Origin of the sequence: Methylobacterium nonmethylotrophicum (assembly GCF_004745635.1) — a bacterium.
Taxonomy (GTDB): Bacteria; Pseudomonadota; Alphaproteobacteria; order Rhizobiales; family Beijerinckiaceae; genus Methylobacterium; species Methylobacterium nonmethylotrophicum.
Genome location: NZ_SRLB01000029.1, coordinates 13,328 through 33,665, shown reverse-complemented (window position 1 = coordinate 33,665; position 20,338 = coordinate 13,328). Strand labels below are relative to the sequence as shown.

21 protein-coding genes are annotated in these 20,338 nt (G+C 72.7%); 8 read left to right on the top strand and 13 right to left on the bottom strand.

Translation table 11 applies throughout. The features are described from left to right. Window positions 1–162: 162 nt before the first annotated feature. Window positions 163–804: a pyridoxamine 5'-phosphate oxidase gene (gene pdxH, locus EU555_RS27975; RefSeq protein ID WP_135418665.1), complete on the bottom strand. Its 642-nt coding sequence runs from the start codon at window positions 802–804 to the stop codon at window positions 163–165. A 79-nt stretch (window positions 805–883) separates the two neighbouring features. Between pdxH and EU555_RS27970 the strand changes: the two genes are divergently transcribed. The 4 genes from EU555_RS27970 (at window position 884) to EU555_RS27955 (ending at window position 4,760) form a co-directional block, all read left to right on the top strand. Next, window positions 884–1,363, top strand: a complete 480-nt coding sequence (locus tag EU555_RS27970; protein ID WP_135418664.1) for an RT0821/Lpp0805 family surface protein — start codon at window positions 884–886, stop codon at window positions 1,361–1,363. 178 nt (window positions 1,364–1,541) lie between these two features. After that, window positions 1,542–2,471 (top strand): DnaJ C-terminal domain-containing protein, encoded by a 930-nt coding sequence (locus EU555_RS27965; RefSeq protein WP_135418663.1) that lies wholly within the window; start codon window positions 1,542–1,544, stop codon window positions 2,469–2,471. 147 nt (window positions 2,472–2,618) lie between these two features. Next, window positions 2,619–3,485: an enoyl-ACP reductase FabI gene (gene fabI, locus EU555_RS27960; protein WP_135418662.1), complete on the top strand. Its 867-nt coding sequence runs from the start codon at window positions 2,619–2,621 to the stop codon at window positions 3,483–3,485. Between the two features lie 69 nt (window positions 3,486–3,554). After that, the gene (locus EU555_RS27955) at window positions 3,555–4,760 is read left to right on the top strand and encodes a pyrophosphate--fructose-6-phosphate 1-phosphotransferase (protein WP_135418704.1); all 1,206 of its coding nucleotides are present in this window, start codon (window positions 3,555–3,557) and stop codon (window positions 4,758–4,760) included. A 41-nt stretch (window positions 4,761–4,801) separates the two neighbouring features. Here EU555_RS27955 and EU555_RS36385 read toward each other — a convergent pair whose 3' ends face one another. Both EU555_RS36385 and EU555_RS27950 read right to left on the bottom strand, forming a co-directional pair. After that, window positions 4,802–4,972, bottom strand: coding sequence for a hypothetical protein (locus EU555_RS36385; RefSeq protein ID WP_167858677.1), 171 nt, complete (start codon window positions 4,970–4,972; stop codon window positions 4,802–4,804). Window positions 4,973–5,131: 159 nt separating this feature from the next. Continuing rightward, on the bottom strand, window positions 5,132–5,968 hold the full coding sequence (locus EU555_RS27950; protein ID WP_205821012.1) for a lytic transglycosylase domain-containing protein: 837 nt from the start codon (window positions 5,966–5,968) through the stop codon (window positions 5,132–5,134). 199 nt (window positions 5,969–6,167) lie between these two features. On the opposite strand from EU555_RS27950, the gene EU555_RS27945 reads away from it, so the two are divergent. Further along, complete coding sequence (locus EU555_RS27945) at window positions 6,168–7,049, top strand: methyltransferase domain-containing protein (RefSeq protein WP_135418660.1); 882 nt, start codon at window positions 6,168–6,170, stop codon at window positions 7,047–7,049. Further along, a complete protein-coding gene (locus EU555_RS27940; RefSeq protein WP_135418659.1) occupies window positions 7,046–7,399 on the top strand; it encodes a DUF427 domain-containing protein in 354 nt (117 codons plus the stop codon). The genes EU555_RS27945 and EU555_RS27940 overlap by 4 nt, the downstream gene beginning before the upstream one ends. A 362-nt stretch (window positions 7,400–7,761) precedes the next feature. Here the strand turns inward: EU555_RS27940 and EU555_RS27935 are convergent, their stop codons facing one another. From EU555_RS27935 to argJ, 3 genes are all read right to left on the bottom strand, one after another. Continuing rightward, a complete protein-coding gene (locus EU555_RS27935) occupies window positions 7,762–8,178 on the bottom strand; it encodes a (deoxy)nucleoside triphosphate pyrophosphohydrolase (protein ID WP_135418658.1) in 417 nt (138 codons plus the stop codon). A 64-nt stretch (window positions 8,179–8,242) separates the two neighbouring features. Next, window positions 8,243–8,956, bottom strand: a complete 714-nt coding sequence (locus EU555_RS27930; RefSeq protein WP_135418657.1) for an SIMPL domain-containing protein — start codon at window positions 8,954–8,956, stop codon at window positions 8,243–8,245. Then, window positions 8,953–10,194 carry a bifunctional glutamate N-acetyltransferase/amino-acid acetyltransferase ArgJ gene (argJ, locus tag EU555_RS27925; RefSeq protein ID WP_135418656.1) on the bottom strand — a complete coding sequence of 414 codons (1,242 nt, stop codon included), beginning with the start codon at window positions 10,192–10,194 and terminating at the stop codon, window positions 8,953–8,955. Before argJ ends, EU555_RS27930 begins: the two co-directional genes overlap by 4 nt. A 313-nt stretch (window positions 10,195–10,507) precedes the next feature. Between argJ and EU555_RS27920 the strand changes: the two genes are divergently transcribed. Together EU555_RS27920 and EU555_RS27915 are read left to right on the top strand one after the other, a co-directional pair. Further along, window positions 10,508–11,470: a LysR family transcriptional regulator gene (locus EU555_RS27920; RefSeq protein ID WP_135418655.1), complete on the top strand. Its 963-nt coding sequence runs from the start codon at window positions 10,508–10,510 to the stop codon at window positions 11,468–11,470. Window positions 11,471–11,521: 51 nt separating this feature from the next. Then, window positions 11,522–12,208: a 4'-phosphopantetheinyl transferase family protein gene (locus EU555_RS27915; RefSeq protein WP_135418654.1), complete on the top strand. Its 687-nt coding sequence runs from the start codon at window positions 11,522–11,524 to the stop codon at window positions 12,206–12,208. Window positions 12,209–12,389: 181 nt separating this feature from the next. Here the strand turns inward: EU555_RS27915 and EU555_RS27910 are convergent, their stop codons facing one another. The 7 genes from EU555_RS27910 to EU555_RS27880 all read right to left on the bottom strand — a co-directional run bounded on the left by EU555_RS27910 (window position 12,390) and on the right by EU555_RS27880 (window position 20,279). After that, window positions 12,390–13,268, bottom strand: a complete 879-nt coding sequence (locus EU555_RS27910) for an RNA polymerase factor sigma-32 (protein WP_135418653.1) — start codon at window positions 13,266–13,268, stop codon at window positions 12,390–12,392. 281 nt (window positions 13,269–13,549) lie between these two features. Then, on the bottom strand, window positions 13,550–14,137 hold the full coding sequence (locus EU555_RS27905) for a CarD family transcriptional regulator (RefSeq protein WP_135418652.1): 588 nt from the start codon (window positions 14,135–14,137) through the stop codon (window positions 13,550–13,552). 447 nt (window positions 14,138–14,584) lie between these two features. Then, window positions 14,585–14,923 (bottom strand): ferredoxin FdxA, encoded by a 339-nt coding sequence (gene fdxA / locus EU555_RS27900; protein WP_135418651.1) that lies wholly within the window; start codon window positions 14,921–14,923, stop codon window positions 14,585–14,587. 156 nt (window positions 14,924–15,079) lie between these two features. Then, on the bottom strand, window positions 15,080–15,361 hold the full coding sequence (locus EU555_RS27895) for an RNA-binding S4 domain-containing protein (protein WP_135418650.1): 282 nt from the start codon (window positions 15,359–15,361) through the stop codon (window positions 15,080–15,082). Window positions 15,362–15,367: 6 nt separating this feature from the next. Continuing rightward, window positions 15,368–18,895, bottom strand: coding sequence for a helicase-related protein (locus EU555_RS27890; RefSeq protein ID WP_135418703.1), 3,528 nt, complete (start codon window positions 18,893–18,895; stop codon window positions 15,368–15,370). Window positions 18,896–18,997: 102 nt separating this feature from the next. Further along, complete coding sequence (locus EU555_RS27885; protein ID WP_135418649.1) at window positions 18,998–19,333, bottom strand: hypothetical protein; 336 nt, start codon at window positions 19,331–19,333, stop codon at window positions 18,998–19,000. A 7-nt stretch (window positions 19,334–19,340) separates the two neighbouring features. Continuing rightward, window positions 19,341–20,279 carry a DUF3108 domain-containing protein gene (locus EU555_RS27880; protein WP_135418648.1) on the bottom strand — a complete coding sequence of 313 codons (939 nt, stop codon included), beginning with the start codon at window positions 20,277–20,279 and terminating at the stop codon, window positions 19,341–19,343. Window positions 20,280–20,338: the final 59 nt, after the last annotated feature.

The following is a 20,338-nucleotide window of genomic DNA, read 5'->3' as shown; positions in this document are numbered from 1 at the left end:
TTCGTCGGATGGGCCACGGCCGTTCCTCGGGATGTCCGGTGCGGAGCGCCGGCGGTCACGAGCGCGGCGCGAAGAGCCCCAGGGTAGGGCTCGGCGGCCCGGAAATCCAGGGCTCGCCGCGCCGCAGCAAAGCTTGGCGCCGCTCCTCCCCGGCCCCGTGCCTCACGGATAGAGGCGGCTGCGCTCCCAGGTCCCGCTCTCTCCTGCGTCGCCCCGGTGGGTGAAGCGCACCCGGTCGTGCAGCCGGTAGGCGCCGTCCTGCCAGAACTCCATCGTGATGGGCGCGATGCGGTAGCCGGTCCAGTGCGGCGGACGCGGCACGGCCTCGCCGGGGAAGCGGGCCGCGACCTCCTCCACCGCCCGGATCAGGGCCTCGCGGCTCTCGAGCGGCTGCGACTGCCGGCTCGCCCAGGCGCCGAGGCGGCTGTCGCGGGCGCGGGAGGCGAAGTAGGCGTCGGCCTCGGCATCATCGACCCTCGTCACCTCGCCGCGGGCCCGCACCTGACGGCGCAGGCTCTTCCAGTGCAGCACGAGTCCGGCGCGCGGGTTGTCGGAGAGTTCGCCGCCCTTCATCGAGAGGGTATTGGTGTAGAACACGAAGCCGCGCTCGTCGGCACCCTTCAGGAGGACGATCCGCACGTCCGGCAGCCCGTCGGCGCCGCAGGTCGCGAGCGCCATGGCGTTCGGATCCTCGGGCTCGGACGCCTGTGCGTCGGCAAACCATTGCCGGAACAGCGCCCAGGGATCCGGGTTCTGCGTGAAATCATTCTTCGTTAACCCGTCCACGGCATCGTCCTTCCCCATGTGACAACCGGAACCGGGGGCGGGCCGGCGTCGCGTTCGCGTGCGTCGCAGGGACCGCCCGGTCTTGAGAACAGGTGTAATGCGTCGCGGTGCGTGTAAAGTCGGTTCGGTGACGCTCGGGCTCGCCCTCGCGGTGGCCACGACCGCCGGCATCCTGTCGGTCGGCGGCTGCAGCCAGCCGCTGATCGTGTTCGGCCCGCAGGCCGAAGTCGCGCCGCCGGAGCCGACCAGCACCGGCAGCATCGAGCCGGCATCGCCGAAAAGCTTCGGCCCCGACCTCTCCGGGGAGGATTGGCGCCGGGCGAAGGCGGCGCTCTCCGTCGCCCTCGACCCGCAGGGCAACGGCCAGCCGGTGAAGTGGGACAATCCCGATTCGGGCATGCGCGGCATGGTCAACCCGACCGGGCTGCCCTTCGTGAAGAACGACGAGATCTGCCGCGGCTTCCTGGCCACCGTGATCGGGCCGGCGGGCAACCGCTTCGTGCGCGGCACCGGCTGCCGTCCGTCCGGGGGCGCCTGGGAGCTGAAGAGCCTGAAGGCGACGACGAAGCCGGGCTGAGGGGGCCGACCGGCGTGGCGCGGGCGCGGGAAGTGCCGTAACCTGGGGGCTTCCCGCCCTCGCCTGCGTTGCAATCCGGCAACACAGTCGCCAGATAGGGTTCACCCCTTTCACGCAGCGGCACGGCCCTCGAGGATCTGCTCCGGGGCCGTGCCGCTCGGATCGCCATCGGATCGCCATGCGCAACCCCTACGACGTACTCGGCGTGAGCCGTTCGGCCGACGAGGCGGAGATCAAGAAAGCCTTCCGCAAGCTCGCCAAGGCCTACCACCCCGACCGCAACAAGAACGACGCCAAGGCCCAGGACCGCTTCGCCGAGGTCAACCAGGCCTACGAGATCCTGGGCGACGCCAAGAAGCGCGAGCAGTTCGACCGCGGCGCCATCGACGGCGACGGCAAGCCCCGCTTCACCGGTTTCGAGGGATTCGGCGGCGGAGCGGGCGGGGCGGGCCGCGGCGGCTTCGACTTCGAATCGATGGCCCGCGGCCGCGGCGGGGCGGGCGGCGGCGGTGGCGGCTTCGGCGAGGACATCTTCTCCCACCTGTTCGGCGAGGCGTTCCGCTCCGCCGGAGGGCCGGGCCGGGCCGCGCCCCAGAAGGGCGAGGACGTCGCGGCCGAGCTGACCGTCAGCCTCGACCAGGTCGCCGGCGAGGCGAAGCTGCGCCTCAACCTGCCGAGCGGGCGCGAGGTCGACGTGGTCGTGCCCAAGGGCGTGGCCGACGGGCAGGTGATCCGCCTGCGCGGCCTCGGCTATCCGGGTGCGCAGGGCGCCGATGCCGGCGACGCGCTCCTGACCATCCGCTTCGCCGCCGATTCGCGCTTCCAGGTCGAGGGCGCGGACCTGCGCACCGCCGCGGACGTCCCGCTCGAGGACGCGGTCCTGGGCGGCCCGATCCGGATCCAGACCCTGACCGGGACGGTCGAGATGAAGATCCCCCCGATGACGAGTTCGGGCCGGGTCTTCCGTCTGCGCGGCAAGGGCCTTCCGAAGAAGGACGGGACCCGCGGCGACCTGCTCGCCACCATCGCCGTCACCCTGCCGGCCCAGGCCGACGAGGCCCTGACCGAGTTCGCCCGCAAGCGCCGCGCCGCCGCCGCGGCGAGCTGAGCGCGAGGGAGGAGGCGGCTTTCCCCGAGCCGGCGCACTTCCGTCGCCCGCGGGCGTCGGTTAAGGAAGCCGCTGGGGAGCCCTGCACGGTCGCGTCCAAAACCGGCCGCCGCCGGCTCGCCCCGGCGGCTGTTCTTTGGGTGACTCATGGCTGACTCGAACCGGGCACAGGTACAGGAAGACGGGCAGGCCGGCTCTCCCGGGACCGGGCTCCTCGCCGGCAAGCGCGGCCTCGTGCTCGGCGTCGCCAACAACCGCTCGATCGCCTGGGGGATCGCCCGCAGCGCGCGCCAGCACGGCGCCGAGCTGGCCTTCACCTACCAGGGCGAGGCGCTCAGGAAGCGGGTCGAGCCGCTCGCGCGCGAGCTCGACGCGGCGGTCGTCGGCCATTGCGACGTCACCGACCCGGCCTCGATCGATGCGGCCTTCGAGGCCACCGGCCGGCACTTCCCCGACGGGATCGACTTCGTCGTCCACTGCATCGCCTTCTCGGACAAGGACGAGCTGACCGGCCGCTACCTGGAGACCAGTGCGGAGAATTTTTCCAAGTCGCTCCTGATCTCCTGCTACTCGTTCACCGCCATCGCCCAGCGGGCCGAGAAGCTGATGCGCAACGGCGGCTCGCTGCTGACGCTGACCTATTACGGCGCCGAGAAGTGGATGCCGCATTACAACGTCATGGGCGTGGCGAAGGCCGCGCTCGAGGCCTCGGTGCGCTACCTCGCGGCCGATCTCGGGCCCCAGAAGATCCGCGTCAACGCGATCTCGGCCGGTCCGATCAAGACGCTCGCCGCCTCCGGCATCGGCGATTTCCGCTACATCCTGAAGTGGAACGAGTACAACGCCCCCCTGCGGCGCACGGTGACGATCGACGAGGTCGGCGAGACCGCCGCCTACCTGATCTCCGACATGTCCCGCGGCATGACCGGCGAGATCCTGCACGTGGACGCCGGCTACCACGTCGTCGGCATGAAGAACCCCGAGGCGCCGGATCTCAGCCTCGACAAGGATTAGGCCGTCGGGGCTGGACCGGGGCGATCTTCGGCCCAAGATGGGCGGCGCGTCGACATCGCGGAGGCCATGATGCCCAGCCCCAAGATCGCCATGCTTACCGCCGGCGGCCTCGCCCCCTGCCTGTCGGCGGCGGTCGGCGGCCTGATCGCCCGCTACACCGACCTTGCCCCGGAGGCCGAGATCATCGGCTACCGCAGCGGCTACAAGGGGCTGCTGCTCGGCGACCGCCTGCCCGTCACCCCGGAGGTGCGGGCGCGCGCCGCGGTGCTGCTGCGCCATGGCGGCTCGCCGCTGGGCAACAGCCGGGTGAAGCTCACCAACGTCAAGGACTGCCTGAAGCGCGGCCTGATCCGCGAGGGGCAGGATCCCCTGAAGGTGGCGGCCGAGCAGCTCGCCCGCGATCAGGTGACGGTGCTGCACACGATCGGCGGCGACGACACCAACACCACGGCGGCCGACCTCGCGGCCTATCTCGAGGCGAACGGGTACCACCTGACGGTGGTCGGCCTTCCCAAGACCATCGACAACGACGTGGTGCCGATCCGCCAGACCCTCGGCGCCTGGACGGCGGCGGAGCAGGGGGCGATCTTCGCCGAGAACATCGTCAACGAGCAGAGCGCCAACCCGCGCATGCTGATCGTCCACGAGGTCATGGGCCGCAAATGCGGCTGGCTCACCGCGGCGACCGCCCGGGCCTATCGCGAGCGGCTCGACCGCACCGCCTTCCTGCCGGAATTCGGGCTCGACCGGGCCCACAAGGAGGTCGATGCGGTCTACCTGCCGGAACTGCCGCTCGACATCGACCGGGAGGCCGCGCGGCTCAAGGCCCGGCTGGACGCCAAGGACTGCGTCACGGTGTTCCTGAGCGAGGGCGCCGGCCTCGACGAGATCGTGGCCGAGATCGAGGCGCGCGGCGAGGTGCTGGCCCGCGACCCCTTCGGCCACGTCAAGATCGACACCGTGAATGTCGGGAAGTGGTTCGCCGACCGCTTCGCCCCGCTGATCGGGGCGGAGAAGACCCTGGTGCTCAAATCCGGCCATTTCTGCCGCTCGGCCGCGCCCAACGCGGACGACCTGCGGCTGATCCAGGGCATGGTCGACCTCGCGGTCGAGTGCGGCCTCGGCGGCGTCTCGGGGGTGATCGGCCACGACGAGGAGCAGGGCGGCCGCCTGCGGGCGATCGAGTTCCCGCGCATCCGCGGCGGCAAGGCCTTCGATCCGACCGTGCCGTGGTTCGCCGCGCTTCTGGGCGACATCGGCCAGGCCCCGGGCTGACGCGAGCCGGACCCCGGCTCGCATCTTACTCAAGGTTAGATTTACGACCCGGTCGCGTCGAGCATCGGGCCGTCATGGCCGGGCTCCGCCAGGACAGGCCGGCGGATGAAGGGCAGGACGTTGCCGGCCGGCACCGCGTCGGCCCGCATCTGCCGCGGCCCGCTCGCGAAGGACATCCACCGGATGAGCCGGCCGTCGCCGTGGCGTGCCATCTGCCGTTCGACCCGTCTCCGCGCCCATCGGGGCACGCCATCGCCGAACTTCATGGGGCTTCCCTCCCTGTTCGCCCGTCGCGCGAAATCGTCGCAGGACGAACAAACAGAACGCGTAGCCCCCGTGTCATCACCCATTTGGGTGACGCCACGCCAACCTCAGGTTTTCAACACGATGCAGGCGCCGCCGATGCCCCGGATGCGGCCGCACAGGGCCTCGGCGCCGGCGCGGGTCTCGGACGGCACGCGGATGCGGTAGAAGGCCCGCGTGCCGCGGTTGCGCAGCCGCGTGCCGATGATCATCGGGCGCACGTCGCCCAGGATCGCGGCGTAGCGGTCGCGGGCGCGGCCGAAGCTCGCCAGCGCGATCGACTTCGAGAAATTGCCGGCGAGCTGGACGCCCCAGGGGGCGAGCGCCGCCGCGGCGTCGGCGAAGAAGGACTCGGTGCGCCCGCGGATGCGCAGCGAGGCCGTGACCTGCAGGCAGCGGGTGCCCTCGGGCTCGGTGAGGTCGGTGCGCGGCTCGGCCTTGGCGGCGGCGGCCCAGTCCTCGGCGCTGCGCCCGGTGATCGCCGCGACGTAGGTCCGCGTCTCCGCCGGCAGGCCGCCGGTGCCGGCGAGCCAGGACGAGACCCGGCCGGGCCCGCCATTGTAGGCCGCCGCCGCGAGGCCGAGATTGCCGAACCGCCCGCGCAGGTCGATCAGGAGATGCGCCGCCGCCGGGATCGCCTGCTCGGGGTCGAACGGGTCGGACAGGCCGCGCTCCTGCGCGGTGCCGGGCATGAACTGGGCGACGCCCTGGGCGCCCGCCCGGCTCACGACACCGGGCCGGAAGCTGCTCTCGCGCCAGATCAGCCGGGTCAGGAAGGCGACCGGCAGGCCCCGCGCCTTGGCGGCTCCCTCGATCAGCCGGCACAGGGCCTGCTCGACCGTCTCCTCCTTGCCGGTCTCGGCGGAAGCGGCCGGCGTCGCCGGGGCGGCGGCGGCCGGGGCCATGAGGGCCGCGAGGGGGGCTGCGAGGGCGAGGGCGGGGAGCAGGGCGCGGGTCACGGGGCGACCCTTACCGCGATTCGCTGAACGATTCGGCACGCCGTGATCGTCGCAGGATCGTTTCCGGTCCCCGCGGGACCGTTTCGTGCCGTGGCGACCCGTGAGGCCCTGGCGCCGGGCGCCGGCCCGCGCCATCTAGCGGGCGATGTCCTCGCCGCTCCTGTTCGACGCCCCCCTGATCCGCAAGCGCCTCGCCCGGGCCCGCCGCGCCGGCTTCGCCGATTTCCTGGTCGCGCGGGCGGTGGAGGACCTGTCGGACCGCCTCGGGGCGGTGCTGCGGGAGTTTCCCCGCGCCCTCGACCTCGGGACGCCGGTGCCGGCGGCGGCGTCCTGGCTGCGGCGGAGCGGCCGGGCCGGATCGGTGATCCGCCTCGCCCCCACCCCCGAGCCGGCCGGCCCCGATATCGCGGTCGCGGTGGGAGATCCCGAGGCGCTGCCGTTCGGCGAGCGGGAATTCGACCTCGCGGTGTCGCTCCTGGCGCTCCAGCACGCCAACGACCTGCCGGGCGCCCTGGTGCAGGTGCGCCGGGCGCTGAAGCCCGACGGGCTGTTCGTCGGCTGCCTGCTGGGCGGGCGCACCCTGACGGAGCTGCGCCAGGTCCTCACCCAGGCCGAGAGCGAGGTCGAGGGGGGGGTGAGCCCCCGGGTGGCGCCCTTCGCCGAGGTGCGCGACCTCGGCGGCCTGCTGCAGCGCGCCGGCTTCGCCCTGCCGGTCACCGACGTCGAGACCGTGACAGTGCGCTACGGCGACCCCTTCGGGCTGATGCGCGACCTGCGCGCCATGGGGCTGACCAACGCCCTGCGGGAGCGCCGCGGCTCCCTTCGCCGCGTGACCCTGATGCGGGCCGCCAGCCTCTACGCCGAGCGCTTCGCCGATCCGGACGGGCGGCTGCGCGCGACCTTCGAGTTGATCTGGCTCTCGGGCTGGGTGCCGCACGAGAGCCAGCAGAAGCCGCTGCGGCCGGGCAGCGCCCAGGCGCGGCTGTCCGACGCCCTCGGCACCGTCGAACGCAAGGAGCCGTCATGACGGAGCAACGCATCACCATCACCCCGAACCCGCACCGCATCCGCGTGATGCTCGGCGGCACGATCGTCGCCGAGACCACCCGGGCGCTCACCCTGCGCGAGGGCAGCCTGCCGCCGGTGCAGTACATCCCGCGGGAGGACGCCGAGATGGACCTGTTCGCGCGGACCGAGCATCGCACGCACTGCCCCCACAAGGGCGACGCGAGCTACTACTCGCTCACCGCCGGCGGGGTCGAGCGGGCGAACGCGGTCTGGAGCTACGAGGCGCCGTTCCCGGCGGTGTCGGCGATCAAGGACCACCTGGCGTTCTACCCGAACAAGGTCGACGCGATCGAGGAGTTCAACGATTGAGCCTCGGTTCTTGACGACTGTTCCTCCCTTCGAACCCGGTCGATGCAAGCCCTCCGCGTCATCCCGGGCCTCGCCAAAGGCGAGAGCCCGGGATGACATGGCGGGTGGCAGGGCCCGAGAGAGCAGCGTCTGAGAGCCTGTTTGACCTATAGAGTCAGTATCGCGGGCGCCTCTGCTATCCGATCCTCGACCTCATCCCGAGGTGTCAGTCGATCTTTGATCGGCTGACCTCGAAGGAGGGCTCCAGAAGCCTCCGTGATCCCTGGAGCCCTCCTTCGAGGCCGCGACGCGGCACCTCAGGATGAGGCCGTGGGTGGGAAGAGCATGGAAACCAAATCAAACAGGCTCTGACCGACTGCCCGTCACGGCCCCAGCAGGTCGACGAGCGCCGGCAGCAGCGGGAGGTCGGCGGGCGGCATCGGGTAGCTCGCGAGGTCGCGCGGGCGCACCCATTTGAGCGCCTGCCCCTCCCGCGACTGCACGAAGCCCTCCCAGCGCCGGCAGACGTAGAGCGGCATCAGGAGGTGGAAGCTCTCATAGGCGTGGCTCGCGAAGGTGAGGGGGGCGAGGCAGGCCTCCTTCACGGTGATGCCGAGCTCTTCCGCCAGTTCGCGGATCAGCGTCTCCTCCGGGCGTTCGCCGGGCTCGATCTTGCCGCCCGGGAACTCCCACAGGCCGGCGAGCTGCTTGCCGGGCGGGCGCTGGGCCAGCAGCACGCGCCCGTCCGGATCGACGAGGGCGACCGCCACCACGAGGAGGAGCTTGACGGGATCGGCCATGCGGGGCGGCTCGCCTGAAGGGTGAGAAAAGGCCGCGCCCGTCAGGGCGCGGGTGTCGCGCCCGTCAGGGCGCGACCAGGTAGGTGACCTCGACCGCGGCCTCGACCGCGAGGGTGCCGGGCTCGACCGGCACCGCGACGCCGGCGGGCGCGGCCTTGGCGGCGAAGGCGCGGGCGTTGACCGGCATCGGCGCGCCGTCCCGCGGCGGCGAGACGATGCTCTCGAGCCGGCCGAGCCGCAGGCCGGCGGCCTCCGCCAGGGTCTCGGCCTGGCGGCGGGCATCCCGGACGGCCTCCGCCCGCACGATGGTCTCGGTCTGCCCCGGATCGGCGAGGCCGAAGGTCACGCCGCCGATCCGGTCGGCGCCGCCGTCGAGGAGGCGGCGCATCAGGGGGCCGAGACGCGCGAGATCGCGCACCCGCATGGTGACGGCATTGCGGGCGAGGTAGCCGTCGGTCGCCTCGCGCATCTGGCCGCCCGGGTCCCGCACCATCTTGGTCGCCGGGCGCAGGGACACGGCGGCGGTGGCGAGATCGGGGCCGGTGATGCCGAACTCACCCGCAAGGTCCGTCACCTTGCGGGCCGCCGTCGAGGTCTGGTCGAGGGCGGCCGCGGGAGTGGGGCCGCGGCTCTCGACCGCGACCTCCACGCTGGCGAAGTCCGGCGCCACCTCCCGGCTCGCCCGGCCGACGACGCTGATCCGGCCGGGCGGCGCGTCCTGCGCGGCCGCCGCACCGGCAAGGCCGAGGGCGAGCAGGCCGGCGAGCGCCGCCCTCACGAGCGGTAATCCCCGTTGATCTCGACATAGGCCTTGGTCAGGTCGCAGGTCCAGACCCTGGCGGTGCCGGCGCCGAGGCCGAGATCGACCCGGATCGTCACCGCGTCGCCGCGCATCGCCGCGGAGGCCGCCTCCTCGTCGTAGCCGGGATCGCGGGCGCCCTCGACGGCGACGCGCACGTCGCCGAACCAGATCGCCAGGCGGTCGCGGTCGGCGGGCTCGCCGGCCTTGCCGACCGCCATCACGACGCGGCCCCAATTGGCGTCCTCGCCCGCCACCGCGGTCTTCACCAGGGGCGAGTTGGCGATCGACATCGCGACGCGGTGGGCCGAGGCGTCGTCGGTCGCGCCCCCGACCTCGACGGTCACGAACTTGCGCGCGCCCTCGCCGTCGCGGGCGACGAGCTGGGCGAGCTCGATGAGGAGGTCGTCGAGTCCTTCCGCGAACCCGGCCAGGGCCGGATCGTCGGCGGAGGCGACCGGCGCGTTGCCGGCCTTCCCCGTGGCGAACAGCATCAGGGTGTCGGAGGTCGAGGTGTCGCCGTCGACGGTGCAGCAGTTGAAGCTCCTGGCGACGCCGCGGGTCAGGAGCCCCTGCAGCACCTCGGCCGGCAGGTCGGCGTCGGTGAACACGAAGGAGAGCATCGTCGCCATGTCGGGGGCGATCATGCCGGCGCCCTTGGCGATGCCGTTGATCGTCACCTCGGCGTCGCCGAGCCGCACCCGGCGGGTGGCGAGCTTCGGGAAGGTGTCGGTGGTCATGATGGCGCGGGCGGCCTCGGTCCAGCGTTCCGCGTCGGGACCGGTGCGGCCGGCGCACTCGGCCAGCACGCCGTCGAACTTGGTGGCGTCGAGGGGCTCGCCGATCACGCCGGTCGAGGCGATGAAGACCTCAGCCGGTGCGCAATCCGCCGCCTTGCCGGCGATCTCGGCGGTGAGCCGCACCGAGTCGCGGCCCTTGAGGCCCGTGAAGGCGTTGGCGTTGCCGGAATTGACCACGAGCGCCCGGGCCTCGCGGCCGTCCCGCAGGGTCTCGCGGCACCAGTCGACCGCCGCCGAGGGGCATTTCGAGCGGGTGAAGACGCCCGCGGCCCGGGTGCCGGGATCGAGCAGGACCAGCAGCACGTCGGTGCGGCCGCGGTAGCGGATGCCGGCCTGCGCGGTGGCGAGGCGCACGCCGGCGATCGGCGGCAGGGCGGGCTGGTGCTTGGGCGCGAGCGGCGAGACGGGATGAGACATGCGGGACTCCGGTCCGCCGACGCCGCGTCGTCCGCGTCGGCGCCGCGGTGTTGCCCCGCGGGAGCGCCCTGCGTCAACCGGCCGGGCAGTGGTTGTGTCAGCGGTTGTGCCTGTCCGGGTTGAATGAGCCGGCTTCGTCTGCGCCGGCGGATGAGGCCGCCCTGCGGCAAGGGCGCGACCGACCCGTCTCGATCATGGGCCTTCCGCAGAGGCGATGTGGAGTTTCCTTATCTAGAGTTGCAAATTATCATCTAGACGATCATAACCGGGGCGCGCGATCCTGCGTCACCGGCCGTCGCCCGGAGATTCCCGCTTGGCCCACCCGCAAGTCCTTCGCGACATGGCGCTCTTCGTCGAGGTCGCGAAGCGGAAGAGCTTCAGCCAGGCCGCTGTGGCGCTCGACGTGCCGATCTCGTCCCTCTCCCGGCGCATCACGCAGTTCGAGGCCTCGATCGGCCTGCGCCTGCTCGACCGGACCACCCGAAAGCTCGTCCTGACCCCGCATGGCGAGGCCTATTACGCGCAGGCCACCCGGCTTGTGGAGGAGGCGCAGCGCACTTTCGACGAGCTGATCGCGCAGGCGAAGGGACCGAGCGGTCTCCTCAAGATCGCGGCGCCGCCGGATCCCTGGGTGATGCACCACCTCTCGGCCGTCGCGGCGGAGTTCTCGCTCCGGCACGCGCAGGTGCGGGTGCATCTCGATCTCTGGCCGCACCTCGTCGACCTCGCACAGGACGGCTACGACCTGGCGGTGGCGGTCGGGGCGCCGCGGGAGACCTCGATGATCACCCGCAAGGTGGCCCAGCTCCAGAACGCCCTGTTCGCCGCACCCGACTACCTGGACCGGGCCGGACGGCCGGCGGTCCCGGCGGAACTCGCGCGCCACCACGCGATCGTGGTCGGTCCGCCGGCCGCGGCGAGCGCCTGGCCCCTGGCGCGGGACGACGCGATGGTCTCGGTCTCGGTCGGCAGCACGGTCTCGAGCAACAGCCAGGGCATGGCTCGGCGCTTCGCGGTGGCGGGGCACGGCATCGCCCTGCTTCAGGCGATCGATGTCGAGCAGGACGTGGAGGCCGGCCGGCTGGAGCAGGTGCTGCCCGAGTGGCGGGGACCGCCGAGCCCGGTCTTCATCGTGACGACCTCGCGGCTCCTGCCGGCCAAGACCCGCAGCTTCATCGCCTTCGCGTCGCGCCAGCTCGCCGAGCAGCTCTCGCCGCGCGGCATCCCCCTCGACGAGGCCGAGCTCGCCGCCCTGTACGATCTTCAGGAGGCGTGACGCGCGCGGGTTCCCCGTGCTTTAGCTCGCCGGGGTGGGGCGGACGGGGCGATGGCGGTGAACCTCTCGGATCTCGTCTATGGCGGCGGGGCGCTGGCGGTGGCGGTCCCGGCCGCCGCCGTGGCGCAGGTCCCGGCGGAGCGCAGGGCGCTGCCGGCAGACGAGACCGCCCGCATCGCCCGTTTCCGGCAGGAGCACGATCGGCTGGAGCGCGAGGCGGCGCACGGCCTGCTGCGCGTCCTGCTGGCCCCATGGCTCGGCAGCGCTCCGGGCACGATCGTCCTGGCGCGGGACGGATGCGGCCGGCCGTTTCTGCATGGGATGCCGGATCTCGACCTCAATCTCAGTCACGGCGGCGGCTGGGTGGCCGTCGGCCTGTCGACCTGCGGCCGGATCGGCGTGGACGTCGAGGGCGCCGCCCGGCCGGTGGACTGGGACAGGATCGCACCGGTCTTCCTGCACCCGGCCGAGCTCGCCGAGTACCGGGCTCTGCCCGCGGATGCACGGCCGCGCCGCGCGCTGGAGCTGTGGTCGGTCAAGGAAGCCTGCCTGAAGGCGACCGGCGAGGGCCTGGTCGCCGAGCCGAGCACGGTCCGGCTCGGCCCGGATGGCGCGGCCTGGCGTCTGGCGCGGGCAGGCCTGTCGCTGCGGGCAGCGTCGCGTGTCCTCGCCGACGGCGCGCGGTTCGCCTGGGCGGTGGAGGACGAGGTGGAGGTGTCCGTCGTGACCGCGGGTTGATCGAGGCCGATCCGCCCACGCGCGCCGCCGAAGGGCCGGCTCGTGTCAGCCTCAGGGCAGACGCGCCGGCGTTCCGTGCGCGTCTCGATCGTCCGGACCCGCCCTCGGCAGTCCGGGCCCCGCTGCGCGGCCCCGGAAGACGCAAGAAGGCTTCAGGCCCCGAAATCCGACCGCCAGGCCCTCAGACGTAGGCGCCCATGCCGGCATTCGATTGCGGGAAACGCTCGGCCAAGGCGCGGCGAAGCTTCTCGAGGGCGCGGTTCTCGATCTGGCGGACGCGCTCCTTCGAGATGCCGAGGCGGTGGCCCAGGGCCTCCAGGGTCGCCTGATCCTCGGCGAGGCGCCGCTCGTGCAGGATGCGCAGCTCGCGCTCCGAGAGCACGGTGAGAGCCTGCCGCAGCCAGGTCAGACGCCGCTCGCCGTCGACCGCGTCCGAGACCGTCTCGTCCGGCAGGGGTGAGGTGTCGACCAGGAAGTCGACGCGCTCGGCCGAGGCCTCGCCGTCGTCGCCGACCGGGGCGTTGAGGGACATGTCCGGGCCGGAGAGGCGCGCATCCATCAGCGCGACGTCCTCGCGGGAGACGCCGATGGCCGTGGCGATGCGGCGGTGGATCTCGTCGCCGACGCGCTCGTCCGTCGACTGCATCAGGCGGGCGCGCAGGCGCCGGAGGTTGAAGAACAGGGCCTTCTGGGCCGAGGAGGTGCCGCCGCGCACGATCGACCAGTTGCGCAGGATGTAGTCCTGGATCGAGGCCCGGATCCACCAGGTCGCGTAGGTCGAGAAGCGCACGTCCCGCTCCGGCTCGAAGCGGGCGGCGGCTTCCATCAGGCCGACATGGCCTTCCTGGACGAGGTCGGCCATCGGCAGGCCGTAGTGGCGGAAGCGTCCCGCCAGCGCGATCACGAGGCGCATATGGGCGGAGATCAGGCGGTGCAGGGCCTGCTCGTCGCGCTCGTCCTTCCAGCGCACCGCCAGGCCGCGCTCTTCCTCCCTCTCGAGGAAGGGGGCATCCATCGCAACTCGTACGAACTGCCGACGTATGCCTGCGATTTCCGCCATCCCCGCCTCCGCCGCTTTGGTGAGCGCTGTGTGTCGCGATGAGGTCGTGGCGCAACGCGCCCGAGACACCGCAAGGCCTGCGACAACGGCGCGACCGCCCCCGCGGTTCCCGCATTGCGAAAAAATCGTCGACGGCACGATTTCCTCGCGAACGTACCGATCCGAACTTGCCGTGAGGGCATGAACGCCCTGAGGCTCGGGAGCAGGGGGCTGCCGGAAACGCGAGAGCCCGGCGCGATGGCCGGGCTCCCGTTCGTCTGGAGTTTATGCGGCGCGAAGGCTCAGGCGGCCTCGGCCTCGTCCTGGATGTCCTCGCCCTCGGCATCGGCCTCGGCGTTCTTGGCGCGGCGCGGCGACTTGGCGAGGCTCTGCTCGATGAGCTTGAGCGACTCGGTGTCGGTGATGCGGTTGACCGCCGCGATCTCGCGCACCACCCGGTCGAGGGCCGCCTCGTAGAGCTGGCGCTCGGAGTAGGATTGCTCGGGCTGGGCGTCGGACCGGTAGAGGTCGCGCACCACCTCGGTGACGGCGATCAGGTCGCCGGAATTGATCTTCGCCTCGTATTCCTGGGCCCGGCGCGACCACATGGTGCGCTTCACCCGGGCGCGGCCGGTGAGCACGTCGAGCGCCTTCGTGACCAGCTCGGGCTCGGCGAGCTTGCGCATGCCGACCGCGTTCGCCTTGGCGGTCGGGACCCGCAGGACCATCTTGTCCTTCTCGAACGACACCACGAACAGCTCGAGCTTGTAGCCGGCGATCTCCTGCTCCTCGATGGCCGTGATGCGGCCGACACCGTGGGCTGGGTACACGATCGCTTCGCCGGTCTTGAAGCCCTGCCGGGCGGCGGTCGTCTTCTTGGCGGTCGTCATGCGGGGGTGGCCTCCAGGTCACCGTTCGCGGCAATGTCCGCGACCGGATCGTTCATCCGGGTCAGGGCGCCCGGCGAAAAATACGCGCCTGCCGGACGACCCGAGGGGCGCCCGCCAGTCCCTGTCAAACCATAGCTAAGGAACGTCCGAACGCGCTGCGGACCGGATAAGATCCACCTCGGCTGATCGCATGCCGCCTCGCCCCATCGAAAAAATTCCCGCTCGGTGGGCGGAGGCCGCACGTCGGACGCAAGCGACGGCGATCAGGAAGCTAGCACGAAGAGGCCCGAAAATCAAAAAAATTCAGGCGCCCTGCGTGGTGACGCGGGCACCCTGCACCATGTTTCACCAGCTTGGCGGACCCGCCGCAGACCGGCCATGCGGCCCGGACAGGGATCGCGATGATCCCGGTCCGGCAGCGTCCCGGCCGGAGCGCCGCCGGCCGGATCAGTCGCCGGAGCCGGGATTGGCCGAGAAATGCGCCTCGAACTTTCCCGGCTTGCCGTCCCACTCCTTGGCGTCGGCCGGGGCGGGCTTCTTCTGGGTGATGTTGGGCCAGTTCTTGGCCATGTCGGCGTTCAGCTTCAACCAGCTCTCGAGGCCCGGCTCGGTGTCGGGCTTGATCGCCTCGGCCGGGCATTCGGGCTCGCACACGCCGCAATCGATGCACTCGTCCGGCTGGATGACGAGCATGTTCTCGCCCTCGTAGAAGCAGTCGACCGGACACACCTCCACGCAGTCCATGTACTTGCACTTGATGCAGTTGTCGGTGACGACGTAGGTCATGGGCCGGTGCAACCTCGAAGGCGTGGGGGGCGCATGCGCGGCGCCCGGGCGTATGGGGCGGGCCTTAGACCCGGGACGGCGGGCTTGCAAGCCGCCCGGTGGGTGAACGTGCTGCGTTGCGGGACAAGCGTCGCCTTCGCGTCACGTTTTTCCGCGTCAGCTCCCGGCCTCGTCGGCCGAGAGATCCGCGTAAAGCAGCCGGGCCTCCGGCGCCGGGCCCCGGCGCATGCCGAGATCGAGCACCCGCACCGCGGCCGTGACGTGCTGGGCCGCGACCGTGACGACGTCCCCCACCGCCACGGCCTTGGAGGGCGCGTCGGCCCGCTGGCCGTTCACCCGCACGAAGCCGTCCTCGATCAGGCGCGCAGCCAGGGAACGCGTCTTGGCGAAGCGCGCGAACCACAGCCACTTGTCGAGGCGCTGCCGGTCCGCGCGCATCGTCGGTCAGCGCTTGTCGCCGTCCCTCGCCTCCATCTGCGCCTTGAGGGCGAGCAGCTTGGCGAAGGGGGAATCCGGATCCGGGGCGCGCTCGCGCCGCGGCGGCCGGGACTCGTGCATGCCGCCGTTGCGGGGCGCGCCGTCGCGCCGGTCCTGCGGCGGACGCCCGCCCTCGCGTCCGCCCGGATGCGGACCGCGCGGGGGACGCCCGTCGCGGCGGCCCTCGCCGCCGCTCTTCTCGGGCCCGCGGCCCTCGAAGCGGGCCTCGGGCCGGCCTTCCCCGGCAGGACGGTCGGCGCCGCGCCGGTCGCCCCAGCGCTGGCCGTCGCGGGGGCCGCGATGGGCGCGCTGCTCCGGGCTCGCCCCCTCGCCGCCCTCCGGCCGCTGGTCGGGGCGCGGGAAGCCGCGGGGACGGCCGTCGCGCTGCTGGCCGTCCTGCGGCCGGCCGCGGCCCTGGTGGCGCGGCGCGTGGTTGCGCTGGTGGCGGTGCATCCGCCACACCTCGATGACGATCGGCTCCGCCGGCGTGGCGGTCGCGTCGGCCGCCGGCGCGTCGGCGATCGCCTCCGCAGGGGCGGTCTCGTCGGCGACGGGGGTCTGCGCGGCCGGCTCGGCGGTCTCGGCCTGCGCGACCTCGGCCTGCGCGATGTCTTCCGGAGCGGCGTCGACGGTCTCGGCCGCAGCGGGAGCCGGCGCCTCCTCGGGTGGGGACGCCTCGACGGCGGAGGCCGATTCCGGAGCGGCTTCCTGGTGCGAAACCGGCGCCTCCGGGGCGGCCGCGACGGCTTCGGCCGGCTCCGCGGCCTCCTCGAAGGCAGGGGCGTCCTCGGTGGCGGTCTCGCCGGTCGGCGCCCCCTCGGCCGATGCGCCCTCAGCAGCCGCCTCGGCCGTCACCTCCGCGTCGGCGGGCATCCCGGGCTGATGTCCCTCGCCGGCCGCAGCCTCCGCGGCGGCTTCGGTCTCGTGGGCGGCATCCTCGCCGGCCTGAGCCTCGGCGCCCTCCGCCGTCCGCTGGGTCGGCTGCACCGGCACGGTCGGGGCGGCGGGGCGCAGGGGCACGGTGATGGCCGGGCCGGGCCGCCGGTCGACGACGTAGCCGAGCGACTTCAGGATCGAGGCGAAATCCTCGCCCGAGCAGCCGACCAGCGAGGTCATGCCGACGGTCGGCACGAAGCCGTCCTTGTCGGCCGCGCCCGGAGGCGGCTCGCCCGGGGTGGTGCCGGGCACGTAGGCGATCGCCGGGCGGATCAGGTCGGCCAGGCGCTCGAGGATGTCGACGCGCACCGCCCGGCCGCCGCAGACCCGGAAGCCGGCGGCGCGGTAGAGGCCCTTGGCGATCTCGGGGTCGACCGGCATCGAGGTGCGGCCGGAGCCCGCGAGATGCGCGATCTCGTCGAGGCCGCGCTGGTCGAGGCCACCGTTCTGCAGCGCCCAGAGCTGCGCCGCGAGCGTGCGGGGCGCGGGCTTCAGCAAAGCCGGCATGGTGATGTGGTAGGCGCCGAAGCGCACGCCGTGCTTGCGCAGGGCCGCGCGGCCCTCCTGGTCGAGGCTGCGCATCTCGTTGAGCACCTTGGCGCGCTCGAGCACGCCGAGGGCCTCCGCGACCTGGAAGCCGATGCCGCGGGCGAGCCCCGTCAGGTCCGCGGCCGCCTCGAGTTCGAGGGCGGGTCCGAGGAGGCGCACGATATGGGCCTTGAGCCAGGCGTCGAGGCGGGCCTCGACCTTCTCGCGGGCCGCACCGCTGAGCTGCTCGTCGGCCAGCAGCCGCAGGGCGGGGGCGTAGAGCTTCTCGCCGGGGACGAGCTTGGCGACCGGGTTGCCGGTCCAGCGGATCGTGCCGTCGTTCGAGAGGACCAGGGCGGCGTCGGCCGCGGCGGCGAAGCGGTCGGCCCGCGCCTCGATCTCGCTCGCCAGCGCCTTCTCGGCGGCGCTGCGCAGGGTCTTGGCCTCCTGGCCCTCGGCGCCGGGATCCGGCACGAACTGGAACCCGTGCAGGTGGCCGACGTGCTGTCCCTCGACCGTCACGTCGCCGCCCGCGGTGATCTCAGCTTCCAACATGGTATTCTCTCTCAGGCGCCGCATCAGCACGCTGGTGCGCCGATCGACGAATCGACTCGCCAGCCGCTCGTGCAGGGCGTCGGACAGCCTGTCCTCTACCCGACGCGTCTCGCCCTGCCAATGCTCCGGGTCGGCGAGCCAGTCGGGGCGGTTGGCGACGTAGGTCCAAGTGCGCACGTGGGCGATGCGCTGCGACAGGGCGTCGATGTCGCCGTCGGTGCGGTCGACCATGGCGACGTGCTGGGCAAACCAGTCGACCGGGATGCGCCCGGCCAGCCCGCGCATCAGGAAGCGGAAGAGCTGGGCGATGAGGTCGGCATGGGTCTGGATCGCCGACTTGCGGTAATCCGGCACGCCGCAGACCGCCCAGAGCCGCTCGACCGCGCTCTTCGAGGTCGCGTAGTCGCGGATGTCGTCCTCCTTGGCCAGGAGGTCGAGGGCGGCCTCGTCGTCGCCGATCGGCGCGCGGGTGAGCCCCCGCTCGGTCGGGTGCTCGGCGAGGCTGCGTCGCAGGGCGTCGACCGAGCCGAAATCGAGGTCGGGGTTGCGCCACTGCAGCATCCGCAGCGGCTCGAAGGTGTGGCTCTCCAGCGCCTCGACCATCTCGGCCTCCAGGGCCGGGCAGCGCCCCGTGGTGCCGAAGGTGCCGTCGCGCAGGTGGCGCCCGGCCCGGCCGGCGATCTGCGCCATCTCGGAGGGGGAGAGGTCGCGGAAGCGCGTGCCGTCGTACTTGCGGTTCGACGCGAAGGCGACGTGGTCGACGTCGAGGTTGAGGCCCATGCCGACCGCGTCGGTCGCCACCAGGTAGTCGACCTCGCCGGACTGGTAGAGCTCGACCTGGGCGTTGCGGGTGCGCGGCGAGAGGGCGCCCAGCACCACCGCGGCGCCGCCGCGCTGGCGCCGCAGCAGCTCGGCGATGGCGTAGACCTCCTCCGCCGAGAACGCCACGATGGCGCTGCGGTGGGGCAGGCGGGAGAGCTTGCGGCTGCCGGCGAAGCTCAGCTGCGACAGGCGCGGGCGCGTCGTGACGTGGATGCCCGGGATCAGCGCCTTGACCAGCGGCTCCATCGTGGCCGAGCCGATCAGCAGCGTCTCCTCGCGGCCGCGCTGGTGCAGCAGGCGGTCGGTGAAGGTGTGGCCGCGGTCGCGGTCGGCGCCGAGCTGGATCTCGTCGATGCCGACGAAGTCCACGGTGTTGTCCCGCGGCATCGCCTCGGCGGTGCAGATCCAGTAGCTCGGCCGGTTCGGCTTGATCTTCTCCTCGCCGGTGACGAGGGCGACCCGCTCGGGGCCGACCCGTTCGACCACGCGGTGATAGACCTCGCGGGCGAGCAGCCGCAGCGGCAGGCCGATCATGCCGGTCGGGTGGCCGAGCATCCGCTCGATGGCGAGGTGGGTCTTGCCGGTATTGGTCGGACCGAGCACCGCCGTGGCGCCGCGCAAGCGGGCCTGCGGTGAGAGGGAGCGGCGCGTCATCGGGTGGGGCAGGGTCCTCGCGGGGCCGGGATCGTCGGGCACGAGGCTCCGGCAGCGGCCGCCGCGGTCCCGGACCGGCGCGGGACGCGTCAGGCGGCCCCTTCAGCGCCCCGGATCGCGGCCGCCCCGCATGCGTGGCGCGAGCGGCGGCCTCCCGTCATATGGGGTGGGACCGAGACGATCGCCATACGGGTCGGATCGCGGGAGGCCCGGCGAGAGGCCAGGGGCGATGATCTCGATGCGGGTGCCGGACGACTGACCCTGCTGCTGCGCGAGGTCGGCGCAGAGAGTCTCGGGGACCGCGGTGAGCGGGCCCGGCCGGTTCGGGCCGATCGTCGCCGACGAGTAGGCGTCGCCGCCGCAATCGGGTCCGTTCGCGAGCGCCGGGAGCGGGGCCAGGAGGAGGAGGGACAGGAGGAGGGGAGGAGGCGCGCCCACGGGCTCGTCAGCGCCCGTCCGCCGGAGCCCCGGGGGCCTGCACCGCGGCCTGCACGGTCGCCTCGGGGGCGGCCTGGCCGGCCTGCGACCAGCGCGTCGCCTCGATGATGTTGAGGCCGAGCTGGGTGCGCACGGCGATGCGCAGGGGGAGGAGCACCCGCGCGCCCGCGACGGGGGCGAGCCACACCGACATGTCGGTGTTCTCCTCCATGAACTTCACCCCCGGCCGGTCCGGCCGGTGGCCGGCGATCGGCTGGTAGCGGGCGTTGCAGACCAGGACCGGGCCGGCATAGCCGGGCTTCTCGACGCTGCGGGTCTCGCCGTAGCTCAGGACGACGTTGAACCGGCTCGCGCCGTCGAAGACCGGGATGACCCGGTTGCAGTTCTGCGGGTCGGTGAGGTCGCCGCGCCCCTGGGCTGGCATCATCAGGGCGCTCACTGGGTCGATGACGCCGCGCTTGTGGACCTCGCTGACCGTGACCCGCTCGGGATCCGGCACGAGGGGCGGGGTGATGTCGGAGGCGACGACCGAGCCGCGGGCGAGCGCCATCCGGACCGTGATGGAGGCGCTGGCGCTGTGCGAGGCGAGCGCGAAGGCGGTCGGCACCGGGCGGCCCGCCACCGTGCCGCTGGCGCGGCCCGAGCCGTAGCCGCCGGTGATCGCCCCGACGAGGCCGGTGAGACGGGCGCTCACGTCCATGGCGTAGCGCTGGCCCTGCACCGATCCGGTCACCTGCGCGGTGCCGATCGGCATGCCGGCCAGCATGATGCCGTAATCGACCGTGACGGCGGTCTCGCCGGCCTTCGGGGCGCGGCCCCGGGCGGCCGCCGTCTCGCCGGCCGGAAGGGCGAGCCCCGCCGCGAGGCCGAGCGAGAGGAGGGCCGAGGACGCCTTCGAGACGCGGGCCGAGAAGGGGGCCTTGAAGCGCGGGGCCGTGGAACGCATGCAGGAACAGATCTCGATCACCGTCACCCGCCGCCGATGAAGCGGAGGAAATCGGGCCC

Excerpts from the sequence above, each read along its gene's own strand:
- argJ (WP_135418656.1), bottom strand. The coding sequence starts at position 10,194 with ATGTCTCATCCCGTCTCGCCGCTCGCGCCCAAGCACCAGCCCGCCCTG.
- fabI (WP_135418662.1), top strand. The coding sequence starts at position 2,619 with ATGGCTGACTCGAACCGGGCACAGGTACAGGAAGACGGGCAGGCCGGC.
- EU555_RS27895 (WP_135418650.1), bottom strand. The coding sequence starts at position 15,361 with ATGCGCGCGGACCGGCAGCGCCTCGACAAGTGGCTGTGGTTCGCGCGC.
- EU555_RS27915 (WP_135418654.1), top strand. The coding sequence starts at position 11,522 with ATGGCGGTGAACCTCTCGGATCTCGTCTATGGCGGCGGGGCGCTGGCG.
- EU555_RS27955 (WP_135418704.1), top strand. The coding sequence starts at position 3,555 with ATGCCCAGCCCCAAGATCGCCATGCTTACCGCCGGCGGCCTCGCCCCC.
- EU555_RS27965 (WP_135418663.1), top strand. The coding sequence starts at position 1,542 with ATGCGCAACCCCTACGACGTACTCGGCGTGAGCCGTTCGGCCGACGAG.
- EU555_RS36385 (WP_167858677.1), bottom strand. The coding sequence starts at position 4,972 with ATGGCACGCCACGGCGACGGCCGGCTCATCCGGTGGATGTCCTTCGCG.
- fdxA (WP_135418651.1), bottom strand. The coding sequence starts at position 14,923 with ATGACCTACGTCGTCACCGACAACTGCATCAAGTGCAAGTACATGGAC.
- EU555_RS27970 (WP_135418664.1), top strand. The coding sequence starts at position 884 with ATGCGTCGCGGTGCGTGTAAAGTCGGTTCGGTGACGCTCGGGCTCGCC.
- EU555_RS27945 (WP_135418660.1), top strand. The coding sequence starts at position 6,168 with ATGTCCTCGCCGCTCCTGTTCGACGCCCCCCTGATCCGCAAGCGCCTC.
- EU555_RS27950 (WP_205821012.1), bottom strand. The coding sequence starts at position 5,968 with ATGGCCCCGGCCGCCGCCGCCCCGGCGACGCCGGCCGCTTCCGCCGAG.
- EU555_RS27935 (WP_135418658.1), bottom strand. The coding sequence starts at position 8,178 with ATGGCCGATCCCGTCAAGCTCCTCCTCGTGGTGGCGGTCGCCCTCGTC.
- EU555_RS27910 (WP_135418653.1), bottom strand. The coding sequence starts at position 13,268 with ATGGCGGAAATCGCAGGCATACGTCGGCAGTTCGTACGAGTTGCGATG.
- EU555_RS27880 (WP_135418648.1), bottom strand. The coding sequence starts at position 20,279 with ATGCGTTCCACGGCCCCGCGCTTCAAGGCCCCCTTCTCGGCCCGCGTC.
- pdxH (WP_135418665.1), bottom strand. The coding sequence starts at position 804 with ATGGGGAAGGACGATGCCGTGGACGGGTTAACGAAGAATGATTTCACG.
- EU555_RS27905 (WP_135418652.1), bottom strand. The coding sequence starts at position 14,137 with ATGACGACCGCCAAGAAGACGACCGCCGCCCGGCAGGGCTTCAAGACC.
- EU555_RS27940 (WP_135418659.1), top strand. The coding sequence starts at position 7,046 with ATGACGGAGCAACGCATCACCATCACCCCGAACCCGCACCGCATCCGC.
- EU555_RS27890 (WP_135418703.1), bottom strand. The coding sequence starts at position 18,895 with ATGACGCGCCGCTCCCTCTCACCGCAGGCCCGCTTGCGCGGCGCCACG.